This is a genomic window from Saccharopolyspora sp. NPDC000359, from assembly GCF_040300525.1.
Classification (GTDB): Bacteria; Actinomycetota; Actinomycetes; order Mycobacteriales; family Pseudonocardiaceae; genus Saccharopolyspora.
This window is the reverse complement of the sequence record NZ_JBEPDU010000006.1, coordinates 47,915-66,606: the sequence shown is the minus strand read 5'-3', so window position 1 is coordinate 66,606 and position 18,692 is coordinate 47,915. Positions and strand designations below refer to the sequence as shown.

At 72.2% G+C, this 18,692-nt stretch carries 24 protein-coding genes and 1 pseudogene; 11 read left to right on the top strand and 14 right to left on the bottom strand.

The annotated features are described in order from the left end of the window. Positions 1-21 precede the first annotated feature (21 nt). Together ABT324_RS06265 and ABT324_RS06260 are read left to right on the top strand one after the other, a co-directional pair. Positions 22-576, top strand: a complete 555-nt coding sequence (locus ABT324_RS06265) for an NADPH-dependent FMN reductase (RefSeq protein WP_351172520.1) — start codon at positions 22-24, stop codon at positions 574-576. Positions 577-692: 116 nt separating this feature from the next. Further along, positions 693-1,175 carry a Dps family protein gene (locus tag ABT324_RS06260; protein ID WP_351172516.1) on the top strand — a complete coding sequence of 161 codons (483 nt, stop codon included), beginning with the start codon at positions 693-695 and terminating at the stop codon, positions 1,173-1,175. Positions 1,176-1,226: 51 nt separating this feature from the next. Here ABT324_RS06260 and ABT324_RS06255 read toward each other — a convergent pair whose 3' ends face one another. The 6 genes from ABT324_RS06255 to ABT324_RS06230 form a co-directional block, all read right to left on the bottom strand. Beyond that, positions 1,227-1,760, bottom strand: a complete 534-nt coding sequence (locus tag ABT324_RS06255; protein WP_351172513.1) for a DUF3558 family protein — start codon at positions 1,758-1,760, stop codon at positions 1,227-1,229. 156 nt (positions 1,761-1,916) lie between these two features. Then, positions 1,917-2,981 carry an NADH:flavin oxidoreductase/NADH oxidase gene (locus tag ABT324_RS06250; protein WP_351172510.1) on the bottom strand — a complete coding sequence of 355 codons (1,065 nt, stop codon included), beginning with the start codon at positions 2,979-2,981 and terminating at the stop codon, positions 1,917-1,919. 123 nt (positions 2,982-3,104) lie between these two features. After that, positions 3,105-3,686, bottom strand: coding sequence for a DNA-3-methyladenine glycosylase I (locus ABT324_RS06245; protein ID WP_351172507.1), 582 nt, complete (start codon positions 3,684-3,686; stop codon positions 3,105-3,107). Beyond that, positions 3,683-4,135: an SRPBCC family protein gene (locus ABT324_RS06240; RefSeq protein ID WP_351172504.1), complete on the bottom strand. Its 453-nt coding sequence runs from the start codon at positions 4,133-4,135 to the stop codon at positions 3,683-3,685. Before ABT324_RS06240 ends, ABT324_RS06245 begins: the two co-directional genes overlap by 4 nt. Positions 4,136-4,138: 3 nt before the next feature. Next, positions 4,139-4,489 (bottom strand): DivIVA domain-containing protein, encoded by a 351-nt coding sequence (locus ABT324_RS06235; RefSeq protein WP_150065289.1) that lies wholly within the window; start codon positions 4,487-4,489, stop codon positions 4,139-4,141. A gap of 43 nt (positions 4,490-4,532) precedes the next feature. Beyond that, positions 4,533-4,865, bottom strand: coding sequence for a PadR family transcriptional regulator (locus ABT324_RS06230; protein WP_150065560.1), 333 nt, complete (start codon positions 4,863-4,865; stop codon positions 4,533-4,535). Positions 4,866-5,035: 170 nt separating this feature from the next. On the opposite strand from ABT324_RS06230, the gene ABT324_RS06225 reads away from it, so the two are divergent. Next, positions 5,036-5,404 carry a hypothetical protein gene (locus ABT324_RS06225; protein ID WP_351172501.1) on the top strand — a complete coding sequence of 123 codons (369 nt, stop codon included), beginning with the start codon at positions 5,036-5,038 and terminating at the stop codon, positions 5,402-5,404. A gap of 120 nt (positions 5,405-5,524) precedes the next feature. On the opposite strand, the gene folP is transcribed toward ABT324_RS06225, so the two are convergent. The 3 genes from folP to ABT324_RS06210 are packed head-to-tail and all read right to left on the bottom strand — an operon-like array spanning position 5,525 to position 7,772. Then, positions 5,525-6,394: a dihydropteroate synthase gene (gene folP, locus ABT324_RS06220; RefSeq protein WP_351172499.1), complete on the bottom strand. Its 870-nt coding sequence runs from the start codon at positions 6,392-6,394 to the stop codon at positions 5,525-5,527. Between the two features lie 41 nt (positions 6,395-6,435). Continuing rightward, positions 6,436-6,990, bottom strand: a complete 555-nt coding sequence (locus ABT324_RS06215; RefSeq protein ID WP_351172496.1) for an LOG family protein — start codon at positions 6,988-6,990, stop codon at positions 6,436-6,438. Further along, complete coding sequence (locus ABT324_RS06210) at positions 6,987-7,772, bottom strand: LOG family protein (RefSeq protein WP_351172493.1); 786 nt, start codon at positions 7,770-7,772, stop codon at positions 6,987-6,989. The genes ABT324_RS06215 and ABT324_RS06210 overlap by 4 nt, the downstream gene beginning before the upstream one ends. 199 nt (positions 7,773-7,971) lie before the next feature. Here ABT324_RS06210 and ABT324_RS06205 point away from each other — a divergent pair, with 199 nt between their 5' ends. Further along, positions 7,972-8,964: a slipin family protein gene (locus tag ABT324_RS06205; protein ID WP_351172490.1), complete on the top strand. Its 993-nt coding sequence runs from the start codon at positions 7,972-7,974 to the stop codon at positions 8,962-8,964. A 45-nt stretch (positions 8,965-9,009) separates the two neighbouring features. Here ABT324_RS06205 and dapE read toward each other — a convergent pair whose 3' ends face one another. Continuing rightward, positions 9,010-10,086 carry a succinyl-diaminopimelate desuccinylase gene (gene dapE, locus ABT324_RS06200; RefSeq protein WP_351172487.1) on the bottom strand — a complete coding sequence of 359 codons (1,077 nt, stop codon included), beginning with the start codon at positions 10,084-10,086 and terminating at the stop codon, positions 9,010-9,012. Between the two features lie 110 nt (positions 10,087-10,196). Between dapE and ABT324_RS06195 the strand changes: the two genes are divergently transcribed. The 7 genes and pseudogenes from ABT324_RS06195 to ABT324_RS06165 all read left to right on the top strand — a co-directional run bounded on the left by ABT324_RS06195 (position 10,197) and on the right by ABT324_RS06165 (position 15,724). Beyond that, positions 10,197-10,493 (top strand): hypothetical protein, encoded by a 297-nt coding sequence (locus ABT324_RS06195; RefSeq protein WP_351172484.1) that lies wholly within the window; start codon positions 10,197-10,199, stop codon positions 10,491-10,493. Positions 10,494-10,496: 3 nt separating this feature from the next. After that, a complete protein-coding gene (locus ABT324_RS06190) occupies positions 10,497-12,293 on the top strand; it encodes an alpha/beta hydrolase (protein WP_351172481.1) in 1,797 nt (598 codons plus the stop codon). Next, entirely contained in the window at positions 12,290-12,808 is a 519-nt protein-coding gene (locus ABT324_RS06185; protein WP_351172478.1) for an LppA family lipoprotein, read from the top strand. Before ABT324_RS06190 ends, ABT324_RS06185 begins: the two co-directional genes overlap by 4 nt. Beyond that, positions 12,801-13,133: a hypothetical protein gene (locus tag ABT324_RS06180; RefSeq protein ID WP_351172475.1), complete on the top strand. Its 333-nt coding sequence runs from the start codon at positions 12,801-12,803 to the stop codon at positions 13,131-13,133. Before ABT324_RS06185 ends, ABT324_RS06180 begins: the two co-directional genes overlap by 8 nt. Before the next feature lie 82 nt (positions 13,134-13,215). Then, positions 13,216-13,662, top strand: a pseudogene (locus ABT324_RS06175) (LppA family lipoprotein); the annotation flags it as partial. Positions 13,663-13,705: 43 nt separating this feature from the next. Beyond that, the gene (gene dapD, locus ABT324_RS06170; RefSeq protein ID WP_351172472.1) at positions 13,706-14,692 is read left to right on the top strand and encodes a 2,3,4,5-tetrahydropyridine-2,6-dicarboxylate N-succinyltransferase; all 987 of its coding nucleotides are present in this window, start codon (positions 13,706-13,708) and stop codon (positions 14,690-14,692) included. Positions 14,693-14,788: 96 nt separating this feature from the next. After that, positions 14,789-15,724 (top strand): CHAD domain-containing protein, encoded by a 936-nt coding sequence (locus tag ABT324_RS06165; protein ID WP_351172469.1) that lies wholly within the window; start codon positions 14,789-14,791, stop codon positions 15,722-15,724. 10 nt (positions 15,725-15,734) lie between these two features. Here the strand turns inward: ABT324_RS06165 and dapC are convergent, their stop codons facing one another. The 4 genes from dapC to mshB all read right to left on the bottom strand — a co-directional run bounded on the left by dapC (position 15,735) and on the right by mshB (position 18,688). After that, a complete protein-coding gene (gene dapC, locus ABT324_RS06160; protein ID WP_351172466.1) occupies positions 15,735-16,856 on the bottom strand; it encodes a succinyldiaminopimelate transaminase in 1,122 nt (373 codons plus the stop codon). Continuing rightward, positions 16,853-17,173, bottom strand: coding sequence for a ferredoxin (gene fdxA / locus ABT324_RS06155; RefSeq protein WP_351172463.1), 321 nt, complete (start codon positions 17,171-17,173; stop codon positions 16,853-16,855). Before fdxA ends, dapC begins: the two co-directional genes overlap by 4 nt. Positions 17,174-17,414: 241 nt before the next feature. Next, positions 17,415-17,780 carry a hypothetical protein gene (locus ABT324_RS06150; protein WP_351172460.1) on the bottom strand — a complete coding sequence of 122 codons (366 nt, stop codon included), beginning with the start codon at positions 17,778-17,780 and terminating at the stop codon, positions 17,415-17,417. Continuing rightward, the gene (mshB, locus tag ABT324_RS06145) at positions 17,777-18,688 is read right to left on the bottom strand and encodes an N-acetyl-1-D-myo-inositol-2-amino-2-deoxy-alpha-D-glucopyranoside deacetylase (RefSeq protein WP_351172457.1); all 912 of its coding nucleotides are present in this window, start codon (positions 18,686-18,688) and stop codon (positions 17,777-17,779) included. The genes ABT324_RS06150 and mshB overlap by 4 nt, the downstream gene beginning before the upstream one ends. Positions 18,689-18,692: the final 4 nt, after the last annotated feature.

Genomic DNA, 18,692 nt, shown 5'->3' with positions numbered 1-18,692 from the left:
AGCGGGTGGAAGGATCAACGCATGACGGTGACCGTGGTGGGAATCGGCGGTTCGGTACGGCCGGACTCGCAGTCCGAGCGCGCGCTGCACGCGGCGCTGGCGGGGGCCCGGGACGCCGGTGCCAAGGTCCACGCGATCACCGGCAGCAGCCTCGCCCTGCCGTTCTACGACCCGCAGCTGACCGAGCGCACCGACTACGCGCTGGAGCTGGTGGACGCGCTGCGCAGCGCCGACGGCGTCATCCTCGCCTCGCCCGGCTACCACGGCACGGTCTCGGGCCTGATCAAGAACGCCCTGGACTACGCGGAGGACCTGCGCGGCGACGAGCGGCCCTACCTGGACGGCCGCGCGGTCGGTTGCATCGGCATCGCGCACGGCTGGCAGGCCACCGTCACCACGCTGCAAGCCCTGCGCTCCGTCGTGCACGCGCTGCGCGGCTGGCCGACACCGCTCGGCGGCGCGATCAACTCCGCGGAGACGCACTTCGAGTCCGGCGGCGAGTGCGCTGACGAGAAGGTCGCCACCGTGCTGCGCACCATCGGCCGCCAGGTCGTGGAGTTCGCGAACCGGCCTTGATCGCTGCGGTGCGGGTGCGATGGGTCACGATCCGCAGCCGCTCGAGGTGCGTGGGACCTCCGGAAGCAGCACCCTCGATTGAGAGGCAACTCGCGTCCTAGGAGGTTGCACCGCTCATGGCCCAGAAGGCTCCCATCACCAGCCCGCTCAACGACCAGGACCAGGACACGACCGGCAAGCTGCTGCAAGCGACGCTGCTCGACCTGATCGACCTGCACCTGGTGGCCAAGCAGGCGCACTGGAACGTCGTCGGCCGGTTCTTCCGCGACGTGCACCTGCACCTCGACGAACTGGTCAACTCCGCGCGAGGCTTCGCTGACGACGTGGCGGAGCGCGCCGCCGCCATCGGCGTCTCACCGGACGGCCGCGCCACCACGGTCGCGGAAGGCTCCGGGCTGCCGAAGTTCGACTCGGACTGGCGCAGCGACAAGGAGGTGATCGAGGCGATCACCCGAGCACTCGGCGAGCTGATCCGCCGCCTGCGCGCCCGCATCGACGAGTCCGACAAGACCGACCTGGTCACCCAGGACCTCTTGATCAGCATCGCGGCCGAGCTGGAGAAGGCGCACTGGATGTGGCAGGCGCAGCTCGCGACCTGATCCCCCAGCGCGCGACCGGCACCCCTGCCCGGGGTGCTGGTTCCGCGCGTGTCAGGGGAGGCCGGGCTCCAGGACCTGGGCGATCTCCAGGGCCTTGGCGCAGGTCTCCGGGTCGGCCGGTCCGGTGTCGGCGTTGTACTTGAGCTCCACCGAGACCGAGCCCTCGCCGGACGCCACGATCTGCCGGCACCAGGAGAACTCCGAGGAACCGCTGGGCACGGCGCTGATGCCGGGGCGGGAGCCGACGGTGTTCGGCTCGAAGCTGCTGAAGCCGCCGCGCTGCCGCTGCCAGGCGTCGAGGCCGGTGGTCTCGGCCTTGGAGATCCGCAGCAGGAACTCGTCGTCGCCGCGGAAGTTGCAACCGACCTCGCCGTCCTCGTCGGCCTGCTCGCCGGGCTCGGTGACCCCGACGTGCTGCAGATCGCTCTGGGAGAGCGCCGAGCACGGGTCGAACCCGGCCAGGGTCGGGCCGACCAGCGCTTCCTCTTCCGGTGCAGGGGTGTCGTCGTCCGAGGTCGAGCACCCCGTGAGCAGCAGACCGGTGAGAGCCAGCGCGGCGGCGGCTGTGACTGGTGTTGTACGCATGCTCATCTCACGTCCGAGGATTTCCTGCGCCGAGGTTACGCGAGTCGAACACCAGCCCGGGAGGCTTCGCGCCAGAACCCCTGGAGATCCACAGTGGACGAAGCGCGCCATGGCGGGCGCCGCAGCTCAGCGGTGCCCGCCTCCTCGGCCGGAACCTCAGACGCGGCGGGCGCGCTCGTACTGCTTCGGCCAGATGTTGTCCGCGTGCAGGCGGTCGGCCGCGCGCAGCGGCCAGTGCGGGTCGCGCAGCAGCTCGCGGCCGAGCAGGACCGCGTCCGCCGAACCCGAGGCGACGATCTCCTCCGCCTGCTCGGGTGAGGTGATCAGGCCGACCGCCGCGGTGGGCACGTCCGCCTCGGCGCGCACCTGGCGGGCGAAGCGCACCTGGTAACCGGCGCTGACCGGGATGTCCGCCTTCGGCACCGCACCGCCGGTCGAGGCGTCCACCAGGTCCACCCCGCGCTCGGCGAGCAGCCGGGCCAGCCGCACCGAGTCCTCACCGGTCCAGCCGCCCTCGACCCAGTCGGTCGCCGAGATCCGTACGAACAGCGGCCGGTCCGCGGGCCACGCCTCGCGGACCGCGTCGGTGATCTCCAGCAGCACCCGGACCCGGTTGTCGAAGTCCCCGCCGTAGCGGTCGGTGCGGTCGTTGACCAGCGGCGAGTAGAACTGGTGCGCCAGGTAGCCGTGCGCGAAGTGCAGCTCGACCACGTCGAACCCGGCCTGCTCGGCCCGGCGGGCGGCCGCCGCGAACTGGGCGGGCAGCTCCGCCACCTCGGCCTCGGTGAGGGCGCGCGGCGCGGCGTTGGTGCCGAAGGCGTTGCTGGTCGAGCTGACCGTCTCCCAGCCGCCCTCGGACGCGGGGACGGTCTGCCCGCCCTCCCACGGCGCGGAGGTGGACGCCTTGCGCCCGGCGTGCGCGAGCTGCACACCGGTCGCCGCGCCCTGGGAGTGCAGGAAGTCGGTGATCCGGCGCCAGGCCGCGACCTGCTCGTCGTTCCACAGGCCGGTGTCCTGCGGGCTGATCCGGCCCTCCGGGACCACCGCGGTGGCCTCGGAGATGACCAGCCCGGCGCCGCCGGTGGCGAACTGGCCGAGGTGCACCAGGTGCCAGTCGTTGGGCACGCCGTCGGTCGCCGAGTACTGGCACATCGGGGAGACCCAGGCGCGGTTGCGGATGACGAGGTCGCGCAGCTTGATCGGTTCGAAGAGATGGCTCACGACAGGACCGACAACGGCGCGGAACCAGCTATTCCGCCAACCAGCCCATCTCACATCGTGGCGGCCTGCGCCGGGGGGTCGTGAGTGCGTAACAGTGTTCGAACACTGTTACGCACTCACGACCTACCGGGACTCGGCGCGCCAGCAGTCGGCGAGGTGGTCGTCGACCATGCCGGTGGCCTGCATCAGGGCGTAGCAGGTCGTCGGGCCGACGAAGGCGAAGCCGCGCCGCTTGAGCTCCTTGGCCATCGCCGTGGACTCCGGGGTGGTCGCCGGGACGTCCTCGAACCTGGCCAGGTGGTGGCCGCGGGGTTCCGGGGCGAACGACCAGAGCAGGTCGTCCAGCGGCTGGTCCAGCCGCAGGACCGCGCGGGCGTTGTTGATCGCCGCGTCGATCTTGGCCCGGTTGCGGACGATGCCCGCGTCACCGAGCAGGCGTTCCCGGTCCGCGTCGTCGAAGGCCGCCACCTTCTCCGGCTCGAACCCGGCGAAGGCGCTGCGGAACGCCTCGCGCTTGCGCAGGATCGTCAGCCAGGACAGCCCGGACTGGAACGACTCCAGGGTGATCCGCTCGAACAGCTCCACGACACCGCGCAGCGGGACGCCCCACTCCTGGTCGTGGTACTCGGTGTAGTCCTCCGGTCCCGCGCCCCACGGGCACCGGGCCTTGCCATCCGCGCCGAGCACGGCGCCGGATCCACTCACGTCCCTCTCCTGTCGTACTCGCGGCAGAACTGCGCGAACGAGGCCAGCGACCGGCGCAAGCCCCAGGCGAACGCGGGCCGCACCACCGGCCAGGCCAGCGCCGCGCCGGTCGGCAGGGTCAGCCGCTCCCACCAGACGAAGGTCGACGCCTCGTTCCCGCACCGGACCACATCGAACCCGCCGACCCCGACAACCGGCTCCGCGACGTGGCGCACCCGGCAGCTCCGGGGCGGCTCCCAGGCCTCGATCTCCATCCGGTCCACGAACCCGACGCCGCCGAACCCGGTGACCGCGACCAGCCGCCCGCCCGGCCCGCTGGCGTCCCCGACCGGGTGAACCTCGGTGCCGAGCATCCACTCGCCCTGCCGCGCCCAGTCCGTGGCGGCCGCCCACACCACCTCGGGCGGGGCCTGGACCGGGACGCCGAGGCGCAGCTCGACCGGGCGCACCGCTCAGCCCTCCGCGTCGTCGCCGCGCGCGGAGCGGGACTCCTGCAGCTGCTCGCCCGCGACGTCGAGCTGGCGCTCGAGCACCGCGATGCGGCCGTGCAGCTCGTCGATCTCCCCGGCCAGCCGCTCCAGCGCCCAGTCCACCTCGGAGGCCTTGTAGCCGCGCAGGACCTGCTGGAACCGCAGCGCGCGCACGTCGGAGCCCTCGATGTCAGCCGGGGGCAGCCGGGTTGGGGTCGAGCCGGGCGGCAGCGGGGACAGCTCCTCGCCGCGCCCGAAGACGAGCGTCGCGAGCAGGTACACCACCGCGGCGACGGCGAGCACCGCGAAGAGGTAGATGAGCGCACTAGCCACGGTCGTCAATCGTGGCACGGACGGCGAGCCGCCGCGGCCACGGTCAGGTCTTGGCGGGGGCCGCTTCCAGGACGCCTTCGATGGCGCTGGTGAACTCGCGCCACGCCCGCCGCTCGGCCTGCAGCGTCTGCACCCCGGCCTGGGTCAGCCGGTAGGTGCGCCGCTGGCGGCCGCCGACGGTGCTCCAGGTGCTCTGCACGTACCCGGCGCGCTCCAGCCGCCGCAGTGCCGGGTAGACCGTGCCGGTGGGCAGGTCGAGGGCACCACCGCTGCGTTCTTGCAGCGCCTCGATGATCGCGTAGCCGTGCAATGCCCTGCCGTCGAGCGTGGCCAGCAAGAGGGCATCGAGGTGGCCGCGGAGCGCATCAGCCTTCACAAGTAGCGACTCTACGGTTATTTCCGACCACTGTCACCGCTCTTGCACAAGAGGACCTAAGTCCTTTCGCGATCCGGCCGGTGATGACCTCGATCACAGTGCGCCGTTCGGGTGGCGTGAACTGGGAAAGGCGTTGATGACCGGGAACTTCGAGCACACTGCGGAGTCGGATGAGCCGCGCGAGCAACCAGGAGGCGTGCGCCGTGCCCGACTACAGCGCCCCGGCCACCGGGTCCGGGGCCTCGCGGTTGGACGCCGCGACGACCTACGCGCCGCACGAGGAGGCACGCGTCCAGGTCCGCGACTACCTCGCCCAGCTGGTCGACGTGGTCGACCAGCACCCGGAACCGGTCATGGCCCGGGACGAGGCGCACTGGCGGCTGGTGGAGCTGGTGGACGAGCTGTCCCGCGACCCGCTCAGCCCGCGCCGGGTGCAGTCGCGCTGGCTGCGCCTGGTCCCGCTGCTGCGGGAGGTCCGTCCGGACATCCCGTTCCCGGCCCTCACCGACCTCCTCAACCGCGCCGTCGGCACCCCCTAGACCGCAGTTTCAACTGAAACTGCGCTCCCCGCCCACGGCAACTCGCAGTTTCAATTGAAACTGCGACATTCACGCGAGGTGGTCCGCAGTTTCAATTGAAACTGCGGGAGCACCGGGGTGTCAGGCGAGGGCTCGGAGGACCTGGTCCGGTGGGTGGGTGCCCGCGATGGCCGCGACCATGTCCACCACCCGGCGGGTTTCGCGGACGTGGTGGGCGCGGAACACCTTCGCCCCGCCCCAGGCCGCGACCGCCGTCGCCGCGAGGGTGCCCTCCAACCGCTGGTCGACCGCGGCACCCAGCGCCTCGCCGACGAAGTCCTTGTTGGACAGCGCCATCAGCACCGGCCACCCGGTCGCCACCAGCTCGTCGACCCGGCGCAGCAGCGCCAGCCCGTGCCAGGTGTTCTTGCCGAAGTCGTGCGTCGGGTCGATCAGCACGCCCTCCCGGGGCACCCCGAGGCGCACCATCCGCTCCGCCCGCTCGACCAGCTCGGCGGTCACCTCGGCGACCACGTCGGCGTAGCGGACCCGGTACGGGTCGGTGCGCGGCGGCAGGCCGCCGGTGTGCGAGCACACCACCCCGGCGCCGAACTCCGCGGCCACCTCGGCCAGCGCCGGGTCGGCCCCGGCCCAGGTGTCGTTGAGCAGGTCGGCCCCGGCTTCGCAGACCTGACGGGCCACCTCGTGCCGCCAGGTGTCGACGCTGATCACCAGCTGCGGGTGCCGCTCGCGCACCGCGGCCACGAACGGCACCACCCGGCGGGCCTCCTCGGCGGCGTCCACGGTCTCGCCCTGCGCCCCGGCCCGGACCCCGCCGATGTCCACGATGTCCGCGCCGTCGGCCACCGCCCGGTCGACCGCCTCGGCGGCCGCGTCGACCTCGAAGGTCCGGCCGCGGTCGAAGAACGAGTCGCGGGTGCGGTTGACGATCGCCATCACCAGGGGGCGGTCCTGGGGGACGTCCTTGTCGCGGAACCGGAGCAGCTGCACGTCTGGAGATCCTGGCACGCCGCTGGGGTCGGGCGGGAGGCTCACGGGGCGCAGGCGTCGAGCGCCGCGTCGACGTCGGTCACCACGTTGAGCACGTCCAGCGAGTGCTGCTTGGCGAACCCGCTGTCCACCAACCCCTGCAACCACTCCAGCAGGCCCTTGTAGTGGCCGTCCGGGTCGAGCAGCACGATCGGCTTCTGGTGCATCCCGATGTAGCGGGCCGTCCAGACCTCGAACAGCTCCTCGCAGGTGCCGATGCCGCCGGGCAGCGCCAGGAACGCGGTGGCGTGCGCGTCCATCAGCCCCTTGCGGTCGCGCATGTTGTCCACGACCAGCAGCTCGTCCGCCTCGGTGTCGGCGATCTCCCGCTCCACCAGCGCGTGCGGGATGACCCCGACGGTGCGGCCGCCGTCAGCGCGGGCGGCCCGGGCCACCTCGCCCATCATCGAGACCCGGCCGCCGCCGGAGACCAGCGTCCAGCCGCGCTTGGCGATCTTGCGCCCGACTTCGGCGGCCAGGTCGAGGTGCTGCTGGTCGACCGGCCCGGACGCGCAGTAGACGCAGACCGAGACGTCGGCGGGTGCGGAACTGGTCAATGCGTGGCCTCCCATGCGACGTACGCCTCCTGCACGATCCCGACGGCGTCCTCGACGTCGTCGGTGAGGTGCAGCAGCGCGAGATCCTTGTCGCCGATCTTGCCGGATCCCCGCATGCTGTCCCGGATCCAGTCGTACAAGCCCTGCCAGTAGGACTTGCCGAACAGCACCACCGGGAACTTGGTGACCTTCTTGGTCTGCACCAGGGTCAGCGACTCGAACAGCTCGTCCATGGTGCCGAACCCGCCGGGCAGGCAGACGAACGCCTGGGCGTACTTGATGAACATCGTCTTGCGGACGAAGAAGTAGCGGAAGTTCACCCCGAGGTCCACCCACGGGTTCAGCCCCTGCTCGAAGGGCAGCTCGATGCCGAGCCCGATGGACAACCCGCCCGCCTCGGAGGCGCCCCGGTTGACCGCTTCCATCGCGCCCGGGCCCCCGCCGGTGATCACCGCGCAGCCAGCCTTGGCGAGCGCAGCGCCGAGCTCAACACCGGCCGCGTACTCCGGGTGCTCGCGCGGCGTGCGCGCCGAGCCGAAGACGGTGACCGCCCGCGGCACCTCGGCCAGCGCGCCGAAGCCCTCCACGAACTCGGCCTGGATGCGCAGCACCCGCCACGGGTCGGTGTGCACCCAGTCCGACGGGCCGCGGGAGTCCAGCAGCCGCTGGTCGGTGGTGGTGGGTTCGCTCAACCGGGACCGCCGCAGCACCACCGGTCCGCGTTGCTTCTCCTGGGGGCGGTCGGCACCGTTCAGCTCGCCCCACTGGCCTTCGATCGTCATGGGACGAGCCTACGCAGCCGACGCCCCGCACCAACCCCAGGGGAGGCGGCGAAATGCCTGTTCACGGGGGATTCACGACGGCTTGGGCGGGCGTACCCTTGCGATGCAACGATCGAGTGGTGCCGACGGCCCGGCCGGGCACCCCAGGCAGGCGCAGCCGGGTCGCGGGCACGACCGGAACCGAGCTCGGGAGCCTGCCATGCTCATCGAACTGCTCATCGTGATCCTCGTGCTCGGCGTCCTCTACGTCGCGGCCGGCGTCAAGGTCGTCAAGCAGTACGAACGAGGTGTGGTCTTCCGCTTCGGCCGGGTCCAGGAGCTGACCCGCGGCCCCGGCCTGACCGCGATCGTCCCGGTGGTGGACCGGATGCGGAAGGTCAACCTGCAGATCGTCACCATGCCGGTGCCCGCCCAGGAAGGCATCACCCGCGACAACGTGACCGTGCGGGTCGACGCGGTGGTGTACTTCCGCGTCGAGGACCCGGTGCGCGCCATCGTCAACGTCGAGGACTACCTGTTCGCCGTCGGCCAGGTCGCGCAGACCTCGTTGCGGTCGATCATCGGCAAGAGCGACCTGGACGACCTGCTGTCCAACCGCGAGCGGCTCAACCAGGGCCTGGAGCTGATGATCGACAGCCCGGCGCTGGGCTGGGGCGTGCACATCGACCGGGTCGAGATCAAGGACGTCTCGCTGCCGGAGTCCATGAAGCGCTCGATCGCCCGCCAGGCCGAGGCCGAGCGCGAACGCCGCTCCCGGGTCATCTCGGCCGACGGCGAGTTCCAGGCCTCCCGCCGCCTCGCCGACGCCGCCCACGTGATGGCCGACACCCCGGCTGCGCTGCAGCTGCGGCTGCTGGAGACGGTGGTGGAGGTCGCCGCGGAGAAGAACTCCACGCTGGTCCTGCCGTTCCCGGTGGAACTGCTCCAGTTCGTCGACGCCGCCAAGCGCGGGACCGCTGGCGCGGCGCAGCCCGCCGAGGCGGAGCCGGAGGCGGCGGAGCTCGCGGAAGCGGAGCGAGCGGCGCAGCGCGAAGCGGAGCTGGTCAGCGCGGAGGACGGCGAAGCCGAGCTGCCGCGCCAGCGAGCAGCGGAGGCGAAGCCCGGCGCAGCGGAGGCGAAGCCGGAGGCGGAGAGCTCGGAGAGCTCGGAGAGCTCGGAGAGCTCGGAGCAGTCGATGCTCGGCATCGCCTGAGCCGCGCTGCGGGGGCCCCCTCGGCAGGAGGGGTGCCCGTCGGAGTCAGCGCAGGAAGCGGGTGAGGACGTCGGCGCAGTGGCGGATCTCCGCCGTGGCCACGTGCTCCTGCTTGGTGTGGGCGAGGGTGGGTGAGCCGGGGCCGAAGTTCACCGCCGGGAGGCCGCGGGCCGCGAAGCGGGCCACGTCGGTCCAGCCGAGCTTGGCCACCGGGTCCGAGGCGGAGGCCTCGACGAGCTCCGCCGCCGCCGGGGCGGTCAGGCCGGGCAGCGCACCGGCCGCTCCGTCGGTCACCTTGACCTCGAAGCCCTCGAAGACCTCGCGCAGGTGGGCTTCGGCTTCGGCGAGGGACTTGTCCGGGGCGAAGCGGTGGTTGATCGTCACCACGCACTCGTCCGGGACGACGTTGCCCGCCACCCCGCCGGAGATCCGCACCGCCTGCAGGCCCTCGCGGAACTGCAGGCCGTCGATCACCGGGTTGCGCGGCGTGTAGTCGACCAGCCGCCGCAGCACCGGCTGCGCGGCGTGGATCGCGTTCTCCCCCATCCAGGCGCGGGCGGTGTGCGCGCGGGTGCCGGAGGTGCGCACCTCGATGCGCATGGTGCCCTGGCACCCGGCCTCGATCGCCGCGTTCGACGGCTCGCACACCACCGCCAGGTCCCCGGCCAGCCAGTCCGGCAGCTCGCGCTCGATGCGGTTGAGGCCGTTGCGCTCGGCCTCGACCTCCTCGCAGTCGTAGAACACGAACGTCAGGTCGTGGCGGGGTTCGGTCAACCCGGCGGCGAGGTGCAGCATCACCGCGTCGCCGCTCTTCATGTCCACCGTGCCGCAGCCGTGCAGGACCGCGTCCGCGCCCGAGCCGCTGCGGGTCAGCGGCAGGTTGTCGTTGATCGGCACGGTGTCCAGGTGCCCGGCGAGCACGACGCGCGAGTCCCGGCCGAGGTTGGTGCGGGCCAGCACCGCGTCGCCGTTGCGCTCCACCTCCAGGTGCGGCGCCTGGGCGCGCAGCGCCTGCTCCACGGCGTCCGCGATGGCCTTCTCGCCGCCGGAAACGCTGGGGATGTCCACCAGCGCGGCGGTCAGCTCGACGGGGTCAGCGGTGAGATCCAACGACGCAGTCACGACCGGCAGGCTACCCGGCGGCGATGCCGCGGGCTGCTGGGAACCAGATCGCCGAAACGCCCATCCCACCGGTGATCATGTCGCTAGGCTTCGGCCGCTGGAGGTGGGCGTTGACATTCACGGCAGACCCGGACGTGCTGCGCAAGGCCGGGAAAAGCGCGAAGACGGCAGGTGAGCAGGCCGGGCAGGTCAAGCTGGGACCGCCGGTCGAGGACATCGCCGAGGCCATGCCCGGCGGCAGCTCCGCGGAGGCGGCCAAGCAGGTCGCGCAGAGCTGGACGAAGGCCATCGGCGACTGGAGCAAGGCGGCTGACAAGCACGGCGAGTCGCTGACCGCGAGCGCCGACGAGTACCAAAACTCCGACGAGTCCGGGGCGCAGGGCATCAACGCTGCGGGTGGGAGGTAAGCGATGGTGTCCTATGCCGATGTGCGCCGCTGGAAGCCCGAGGAGCTCGAATCGGCCCACGCCGAGCTCGGCAGCCGCCGCAACGACCTGATCGGGCTGCAGGACGAGCTGGACGGCGCCAAGAAGACCGATGGCTGGAAGGGCGAGGCCGCTGACGCCTCCGCCGCCGAGCACGCGAAGCTCGTCGACGGCATGCGCTCGCTGATCGCCGAGGTCGCCACCGTGCGGGTCGCGGTGGCGACCGCCGCCGACGAGGTCGAGCAGCTCAAGAAGCGGATCGAGGAAGCCGACCGCGAGGCCGAAGCCAACGGGTTCCAGATCACCGACGAGGGCGGCATCCGCGACGTCGCCCCGCCGCAGGACGTGCCCGAGGACCAGCTCGAAGAGGTCAAGCAGCGGCGCCTGGCGGTGCGCGACAAGCTGGTGGCCGACATCGAGAAGATCCTCGACGACGCCGAGCAGACCGACGCCGAGCTCGCCAAGGCGCTGACCGCCGCCGAGCAGGACGAGATCAAGCCTGGCGAGGGCGGCACGCTGGCCGACGCGGCGAGCACCGCCGACCTCGGGGAACTGGCCGCCTCCGCGGGCAAGCCCGCCAACGACTCCCCCGAGGCCAACGCCGAGTGGTGGAAGTCGCTGTCCGACGAGCAGCGCGCCGCCCTGATGGAAGCCCCGCCCGCCTGGCTGGGCAGCCGCGACGGCATCCCCGCCGCCGCCCGCGACATGGCCAACCGCGCCAACATCGACAACGTCCGCCAGGACCTGGTGGCCGAGCGGGACAGCCTGCAGCAGGGCGGTGTCACCGAGGACGAGCAGGCGAAGCTCGACCAGATCAACGCCAAGATCGCCTCGGTAGACCAGGTCCGGGAAACCATCGGCAAGGAGCAGCCGCCCCGCCAGCTGCTGGTGCTCGACCCCAGCGGGGAGCGCCTCAAGGCCGCGGTGGCGGTGGGCGACGTGGACAAGGCCGACCACGTCTCGGTGTTCACCCCCGGCTACACGACCACGGTCGACGGCAGCCTGGACAACTACGACGACAAGATGCAGGAACTGGTCGCCCAGTCCCAGGACCAGTTGGCCGAGAGCGGCAAGGGCGGCGAGGTCGCCGCCGTCACCTGGATCGGCTACGAGGCGCCGCAGGAGGACGAGATCGGCGACCTCACCGGTGACTCGGTGGCCAGCTCCAACTCCGCGAAGGAGGGCGGCGCGAAGCTCAACGACTTCTACCAGGGCATCAACGCCTCCCGGGACAACGATCCGCACCTCACCGCGATCGGCCACTCCTACGGCTCGACGACCACCGGCTACGCGCTGCAGGGCGGCGACCACGGCGTGGACGACGCGATCCTCTACGGTTCGCCAGGCGTGGGCACCAACGACATCGAGGACCTGGGCGTCCCGGAGGGGCACGCCTACCTGCTGGAGGCCAAGAACGACCCGGTGGCGGACTTCGCCCGCTTCGGCGGCGACCCCTCGCACATGGACGGCTTCACCGACCTGTCGACGTCGAAGTCCGACCACGGCAGCGAGGTCACCGGCCACAGCGACTACCTCAACCCCGACACCACCAGCCAGCACAACATGGCGGCGGTCGTCGCCGGCCTGCCGGAGAACACCGTCGAGGGCAGTACCGACGGCGTGGGCGACGTGATCTCCTACCTGCCGCACCAGGCCCAGGAAGGCGTTTCGGCGGCCCAGGACTGGGGCAGCCAAGCCTGGTCGGACGTCAAGGACTTTGGTGACGACGCGTGGTCGGGGGTCAAGGACGCCGGTTCCAAGGTCAAGGACCTGTTCTCATGAGGCGCCTCGCCCTGCTCGCCCTCAGCGCCCTGCTCATCACCGGATGCGCGGGCCAGCCCGACACTCCCGACGGGGGAAGCATGCAAGACCAGACCAGCACGCTGCAGCAGCGGCCCTCGATGGAGGAGATCACCGCGCGCTACGAGGAGATGCAGCAGAAGATCCGGGACCGGTTCACCGCGGAACTCGGCCTGGTCACGCCGTGGGTCGACGACGGCGACCCGGGGCAGGCCGGGTGCAGCGAGTTCCCGGACACCCCGGAGGCCGAGAAGCACACGCTGAACCGCTGGTTGTACGAGGGGAACATCCCCGACGACCAGTGGCCCCGCGCGCTGGGGATCGTCGACGAGGTCGCCGCCGAGTACGGCTTCGTCGAGCGCCAGGTGATCCTCGACCGCCCCGGCAACCACAAGGTCGAGGTCCGGGACGGCTTCGGTGGCTGGCTGCAGCTGGGCACCAACGTGAACACCGTGCTGCGGGTCCGCACCGGCTGCCACCTGGTCCAGGGTGGCTGAGCAGCCGCGCGCCCGGCTCGTCGCGCAGGTCTTCGCCGTCCTCGCCGCCCTCTTCGCCCCCGTGGAAGCCGCTTTCGCCGCCTTCCTCGGGGTGCGGGCGGCCGCCAACCCGTGCGAGCCGGACGGGTCGGGGGTCTGTGCGCCGATGGGCTACACGACGGTCGCCGCGTTCTGCCTGATCGCGGCGGCCCCGGTCGTGCTGGTGCAGCGCATCCGCCGTCCGGGCACCGTCGGTACCTCGGTGGCGGTCGGCGTGCTCGGCGTCGTCGTGGCGCCACTGCTGGCCTTCGGGCTCCTCCAGCTCGCGGCGAACTCGATCGGCTGACCCGCGGCGGTGCAGATCACAACTGCGGGTTGACCGGAGCCGTTCTCGGGCATGATCTCGTCCGGCACGCCAGTCCAACCCAGGGGGAGGAGCCGTGGACGATCCCCGCAAGCTGCTCCAGCTGCGGCCCAGCATCGAGGAGATCACCGCGCTGTACGACCAGCTGCAGCAGCGGCTGCGGGACCGGCTGGACCACGAGCTCGGGCCGCTGGCCTGGGTGCGGTCCGAACCGCTCAGCCGTGCCGGTTGCGGCGAGTTCCCGGACGTCCCGGAGGCGGAGGCCTGGGTGCTGGAGTCGTGGCAGGTGCCCGACAACCTGCCGGACTCGTCCTGGCCGCGCGCGGTCGACATCGTCCGGGCGCTCACCCGCGAGTACGGGTTCGGCGAGCCGGAGATCATCGTGGACCGCAGCGGCGACCACGAGATCACCGCCAACGACGAGTACGGCGCGGTCTACCGGTTCAGCACCGCCGCCCGGACGGTGCTGGCCATCACCACCGGTTGCCACCTGCGGGCGGCGGGGGACTGACCCGTGCGGACCACCGCCACCTGCGCCGATTACCGTTCCCGGTATGAGTGCACAGTCTCCCGATCCGCAGACCACGGGCGCCCACGGCGTGGGCCTGGCCACCGTGACCGACGACGGCACGGTGCTCGACACCTGGTTCCCGACCGTCCGGCTGGGTGAGCCGGGCCAGTCCGGCACGAAGCGGCTGTCCGCCGAGGAGGCCGCCGAGTCCCTGGGCGAGGCCGGTGCCGCGCTGCTCGGGCGCGACGAGGCCCGCGGGGTCGAGGTCGTCGCGGTGCGCACCGAGATCGGCCGCCTGGCCGACGCCCCGATGGACGCGCACGACGTGTACCTGCGGCTGCACCTGCTGTCGCACCGCCTGGTCCGGCCGCACGGGCAGAACCTCGACGGCGTCTTCGGCCTGCTGGCCAACGTCGTGTGGACCAACCACGGCCCGTGCCCGGTGGAGGGCTTCGAGGCCACCCGCCTGCGGCTGCGCGCGCGGGGCGCGGTCACCGTCTACGGCGTGGACAAGTTCCCGCGCATGGTCGACTACGTGGTCCCGTCCGGGGTGCGCATCGGCGACGCCGACCGGGCCCGGCTGGGCGCGCACCTGGCCAGCGGCACGACCGTGATGCACGAGGGCTTCGTGAACTACAACGCGGGCACTCTCGGCGCGTCGATGGTCGAGGGCCGGATCTCCGCCGGTGTCGTGGTGGCCGACGGTTCCGACGTCGGCGGTGGCGCCTCGATCATGGGCACCCTGTCCGGCGGCGGCAAGGAGGTCATCTCCGTCGGCGAGCGCTGCCTGATCGGCGCCAACGGCGGCGTGGGAATCTCGCTGGGCGACGACTGCGTCGTGGAGGCGGGCCTGTACGTCACGGCGGGCACGAAGGTGGTGCTGCCGGACGGCACCATCACCAAGGCCGCGGAGCTGTCCGGGTCGAACAACCTGCTGTTCCGCCGCAACTCCACCACCGGCGCCGTCGAGGTCACCGAGCGCGCCGGCGGCAAGGTCGAGCTCAACGCCGCCCTGCACGCCAACGACTGACCGCACCGGGGCCGTGAGCGCTCCTGGGCGCGCCACGGCCCCGTTGCGCCCGTTCGGCCGAGGCGGGGCCGGGGGTCGGCGTTCCTATCATGGGCAATGCCCAGCAACTGGCAGCAGCGCGACCTCGCGGCAGTCGTCGACCTGCCCGCCGAGCCCCTGGTGGTCGACCGGCAGGCCGCCATCGCCGAGCAGGTCCGGGCCGGGCTGGACAACCGCCTGCGCGCGCTGGCCGCCCACGACCCCGGCACCCGGCTCGGCACGGATCCCGAAGAGCTGCACCAGATGCGGGTCGCGGTCCGGCGGATGCGCGCGATGCTGCAGGCCGCCCGGCCGTTCCTGGACCAGAGCTGGTCGGAGCCGCTGCGCGCCGAGCTCGGCTGGCTGGGCCGGGCGCTGGGGCCGGTCCGGGACCTCGACGTCCTGCTCGAGCGCCTGCGCCAGGAGAGCGCCGACCTGCCGACCGACGAACGGGCCGCCGCCGCCCGGCTGATCTCCGGGTTGGAGGTCGAGCACGGCGCGGCCCGGGTGGAGATGCTCGCGGCGCTGGACAGCGACCGGTACCTGGATCTGCTGCGCGCGCTCGCGACCGCCGTCCGCACCACCCCGACAGCCTCCGATGTGGACAGCGAGCGGGCCCTGCGGGAGCTGGTGCTGCGCCAGTTCCACAAGCTCCGGAAGGCCGTCGACCGGCTCCCCGCGGACCCCGCCGACCAGCAACTGCACGCGCTGCGCATCCGCGGCAAGCGCGTCCGCTACACCGCGGAACTCGCGCAGCCCGTCCTCGGCCGACCGGCGCAGCAGCTGATCAGGGCCGCCCGCCACTTCCAGGACGTACTCGGCGAGCACCAGGACGCCTGCGTCGCGGAGGAACGCGTGCGCGCCCTGCTGAGCGGCTTGGGCCACGGGGTGGACGCGGCGGTGGCGTTCGTGGCGGGCCGACTCGTCGAGCGCGAGCGAACCCGCCGGGCCGAACGCCGCGCCCAGTGGGTGCCCGCGTGGGAGGCCCTCGCCGAAGCGGCAGCGGCGACCTGAGGCCGGTCGGTCACTCCCCGAGGCGCTTGGCGGCCGCCGCGATGCGCTCGTCCGTCGCGGTCAGCGCGATCCGGACGTGGTGGTCACCCGCCGGGCCGTAGAAGGTGCCCGGTGCCGCGAGGATCCCCCGCTGCGCCAACCAGTCGACCGTCTGCCACGCGTCCTCGCCGCGCGTCGCCCACAGGTACAGGCCCGCCTGCGAGTGCTCGATCCGGAAGCCCGCTGCCTCCAGCGCGGGCCGCAGCACCGCGCGGCGCGCCGCGTACCGCTCGCGCTGCTCGCCCACGTGCGAGTCGTCGCTGAGCGCCGCGGTGATCGCCTCCTGCACCGGCCGCGGGACGATCATGCCCGCGTGCTTGCGCAGCTCCAGCAGGCGGCGCACCAGGTCCGGGTCACCGGTGACGAACCCGGCGCGGTACCCGGCCAGGTTCGAGGACTTCGACAGCGAGTGCACGGCGAGCACGCCGCGCCGGTCCGCGCCCACCGAGGGGTGCAGCACCGACACCGGCTCGGTGTCCCAGCCCAGCGCCAGGTAGCACTCGTCCGAGGCGACCACCGCGCCGAGTTCCTGCGCGGCCCGCACCGACTCGCCCAGCTGCTGGGCGTCCAGCACGCGGCCCGTCGGGTTGGACGGGGAGTTCAGCCACAGCAGCGCGGTCCCGGGCGGCGGCAGCTCGCCAGGCGCGAGCCGCACCACCTCCGCGCCCGCGATCTTCGCGCCGACCTCGTAGGTCGGGTAGGCCAGCTCGGGGATGGCCACGACGTCGCCGGGCCGCACGCCGAGCAGCGTCGGCAACCAGGCGACCAGCTCCTTGGAGCCGATGGTCGGCAGCACCGCGTCGGGCTCCAGCCCGGAGACCCCGTGGCGGCGCCGCAGCGACGCGACCGCGGCTTCGCGCAGCTCAGGGGTGCCGTGCGTGGCCGGGTAGCCCGGCTTGTCGGCGACCTCCCCCAGCGCCCGCCGGAGGTTCTCCGGCACCGGGTCCACCGGGGTGCCCACGGACAGGTCGACGATCCCGTCCGGGTGGGCCCCCGCCGCGGCGGAGTGCCGGGCCAGCGAGTCCCACGGGAAGTCCGGCAGCTGCGGACCACGGGGCCCGGACGCGGTGTCCGGGCCGGTCGCGCTGCTCATTCGCCCTGCGGGGGAAGGCTCTTGATGGGCTCGACGTCGAAGTCCTTCTTGCCCACCTTCGCCGCACCGCCCGGCGAGCCGAGTTCGTCGAAGAAGTCCACGTTCGCCTTGGTGTAGGGGGCCCACTCGTCCGGCACGTCGTCCTCGTAGTAGATGGCCTCCACCGGGCAGACCGGCTCGCAGGCACCGCAGTCGACGCACTCATCGGGGTGGATGTAGAGCATCCGCCCGCCCTCGTAGATGCAGTCGACAGGGCACTCCTCGATGCAGGCCTTGTCGAGCACGTCCACGCAGGGCTCGGCGATCACGTAGGTCACGGTTGCACTCCTGCTCGAAGCGTTGTCCTACTCGCGCGCAGGAACCTCCTGCCGCGACTGCTGACAGTATCTCTCCTACCCACCCAGGACACGTAACCGGTCCCACAGCTCGGGAGCGCTGCCGACTCTACGTGGCGGGTGTAAACGGCGTAAACCACTGCGGCCCCCGATCGGGCCTCGAAGCGCACGTCAGAGGTGGTGATCGGCCCTCCGCGAACGATCGTGCGCTGCGCCACACCGATCATGTGCGGACGCGCTTCCCGAGCACGATCCCGAGCATCATCGCGCTCGGCAGCGCCCCGGCGCCGATGAGCAGCAGGGTCCGCCAGTCGTTGCCGACCAGGACCATGTCCCCACCCGGACCGAGGGCGCCGAACACCAGCACGGTCAGGAACCAGACCACCAGCGGCGCCCCGGCGATCCGGCGGCGCGGGGAGAGCCGCGCGGCCTCCGACACCAGCAGCGGCGTGGTCACCGCCGCGACCGCAGCGGTGACCGGGAACTGCACGGTGCCGAGGTAGGACGGCAGGAAGAGCAGCTCGACCAGTGCCAGGACCACGGCGTCAGCCAGCAGGAACCCGAACACCGCCCGGTCCAGCCGGCTCAACGGTCCCCCACCGGTTCGGTCCCGCTCACCCCGAGCCCGCCGAACAGGTCCGCCTCGCACCCCACCGGGTCACCGCTGGCCAGCACGTAGTGCTCGGTGGGCACGATGGGCTGCGCGACGCCGTTGGACAGCGCGTACGCCGCGACGCCGTCGCCGTTGTCCCACCGGTCCAGCCACACCTTGACCTGGGTGCCGTGCGCCCGCAGTGCGTTGATCTTGGCGGGCAGGTGCTCGGACACGTCGACCACGGTGGTGATCGACTCGTCGGCGACGCTGGCCAGCTCGTGCGGTTCGGGCAGCTGGAACGGCATGTCCTCGACCTCGGCCAGTCCGGCCAGGCCCTCCTGCAGGGCATCACGCGAGGGCACGGCGTAGAACACGCGCTGCACGTCGGGCACCTTCGCCGCCGCGGCGACGGTCACCTCATGGGCGCGGATGTGGTCGGGGTGGCCGTACCCGCCATCGGCGGCGTAGGACACGACGACCTGCGGCCTGACCTCGCGCAGCACCGCCTCGAGCGCGTCGACCTGCTCCTCGGCTGCGCCGATGGCGAACGCCCGGGGGTGCGCGTCCGGCAGCGCCCCGGCCAACCCCGGCTTCTCCCAGAGCATCCCGGAGTCGCGCCAGCGGCCGATGCCACCGAGGAACCGGTGGTCGGTCACGTGCAGGGCGGCGCAGGCCGAGCGCAGCTCGCCAACCCGGTAGCCGCCGAGCTGGTCCGCCTGGTCGGCGGCCAGGCCGCGCAGGCTCTCCGGGATGACCTCGCCCTCCTCACCGAGAGTGCAGGTCACCACCACGACCTGCACGCCGCGCGCGGCGTAGCGGGCGATCGTCCCGCCGGTCCAGAGGCTTTCGTCATCGGGGTGCGCGTGTACCAGCAGCAACCGCGGTGGGGCCGTCAGCGTCACCGGT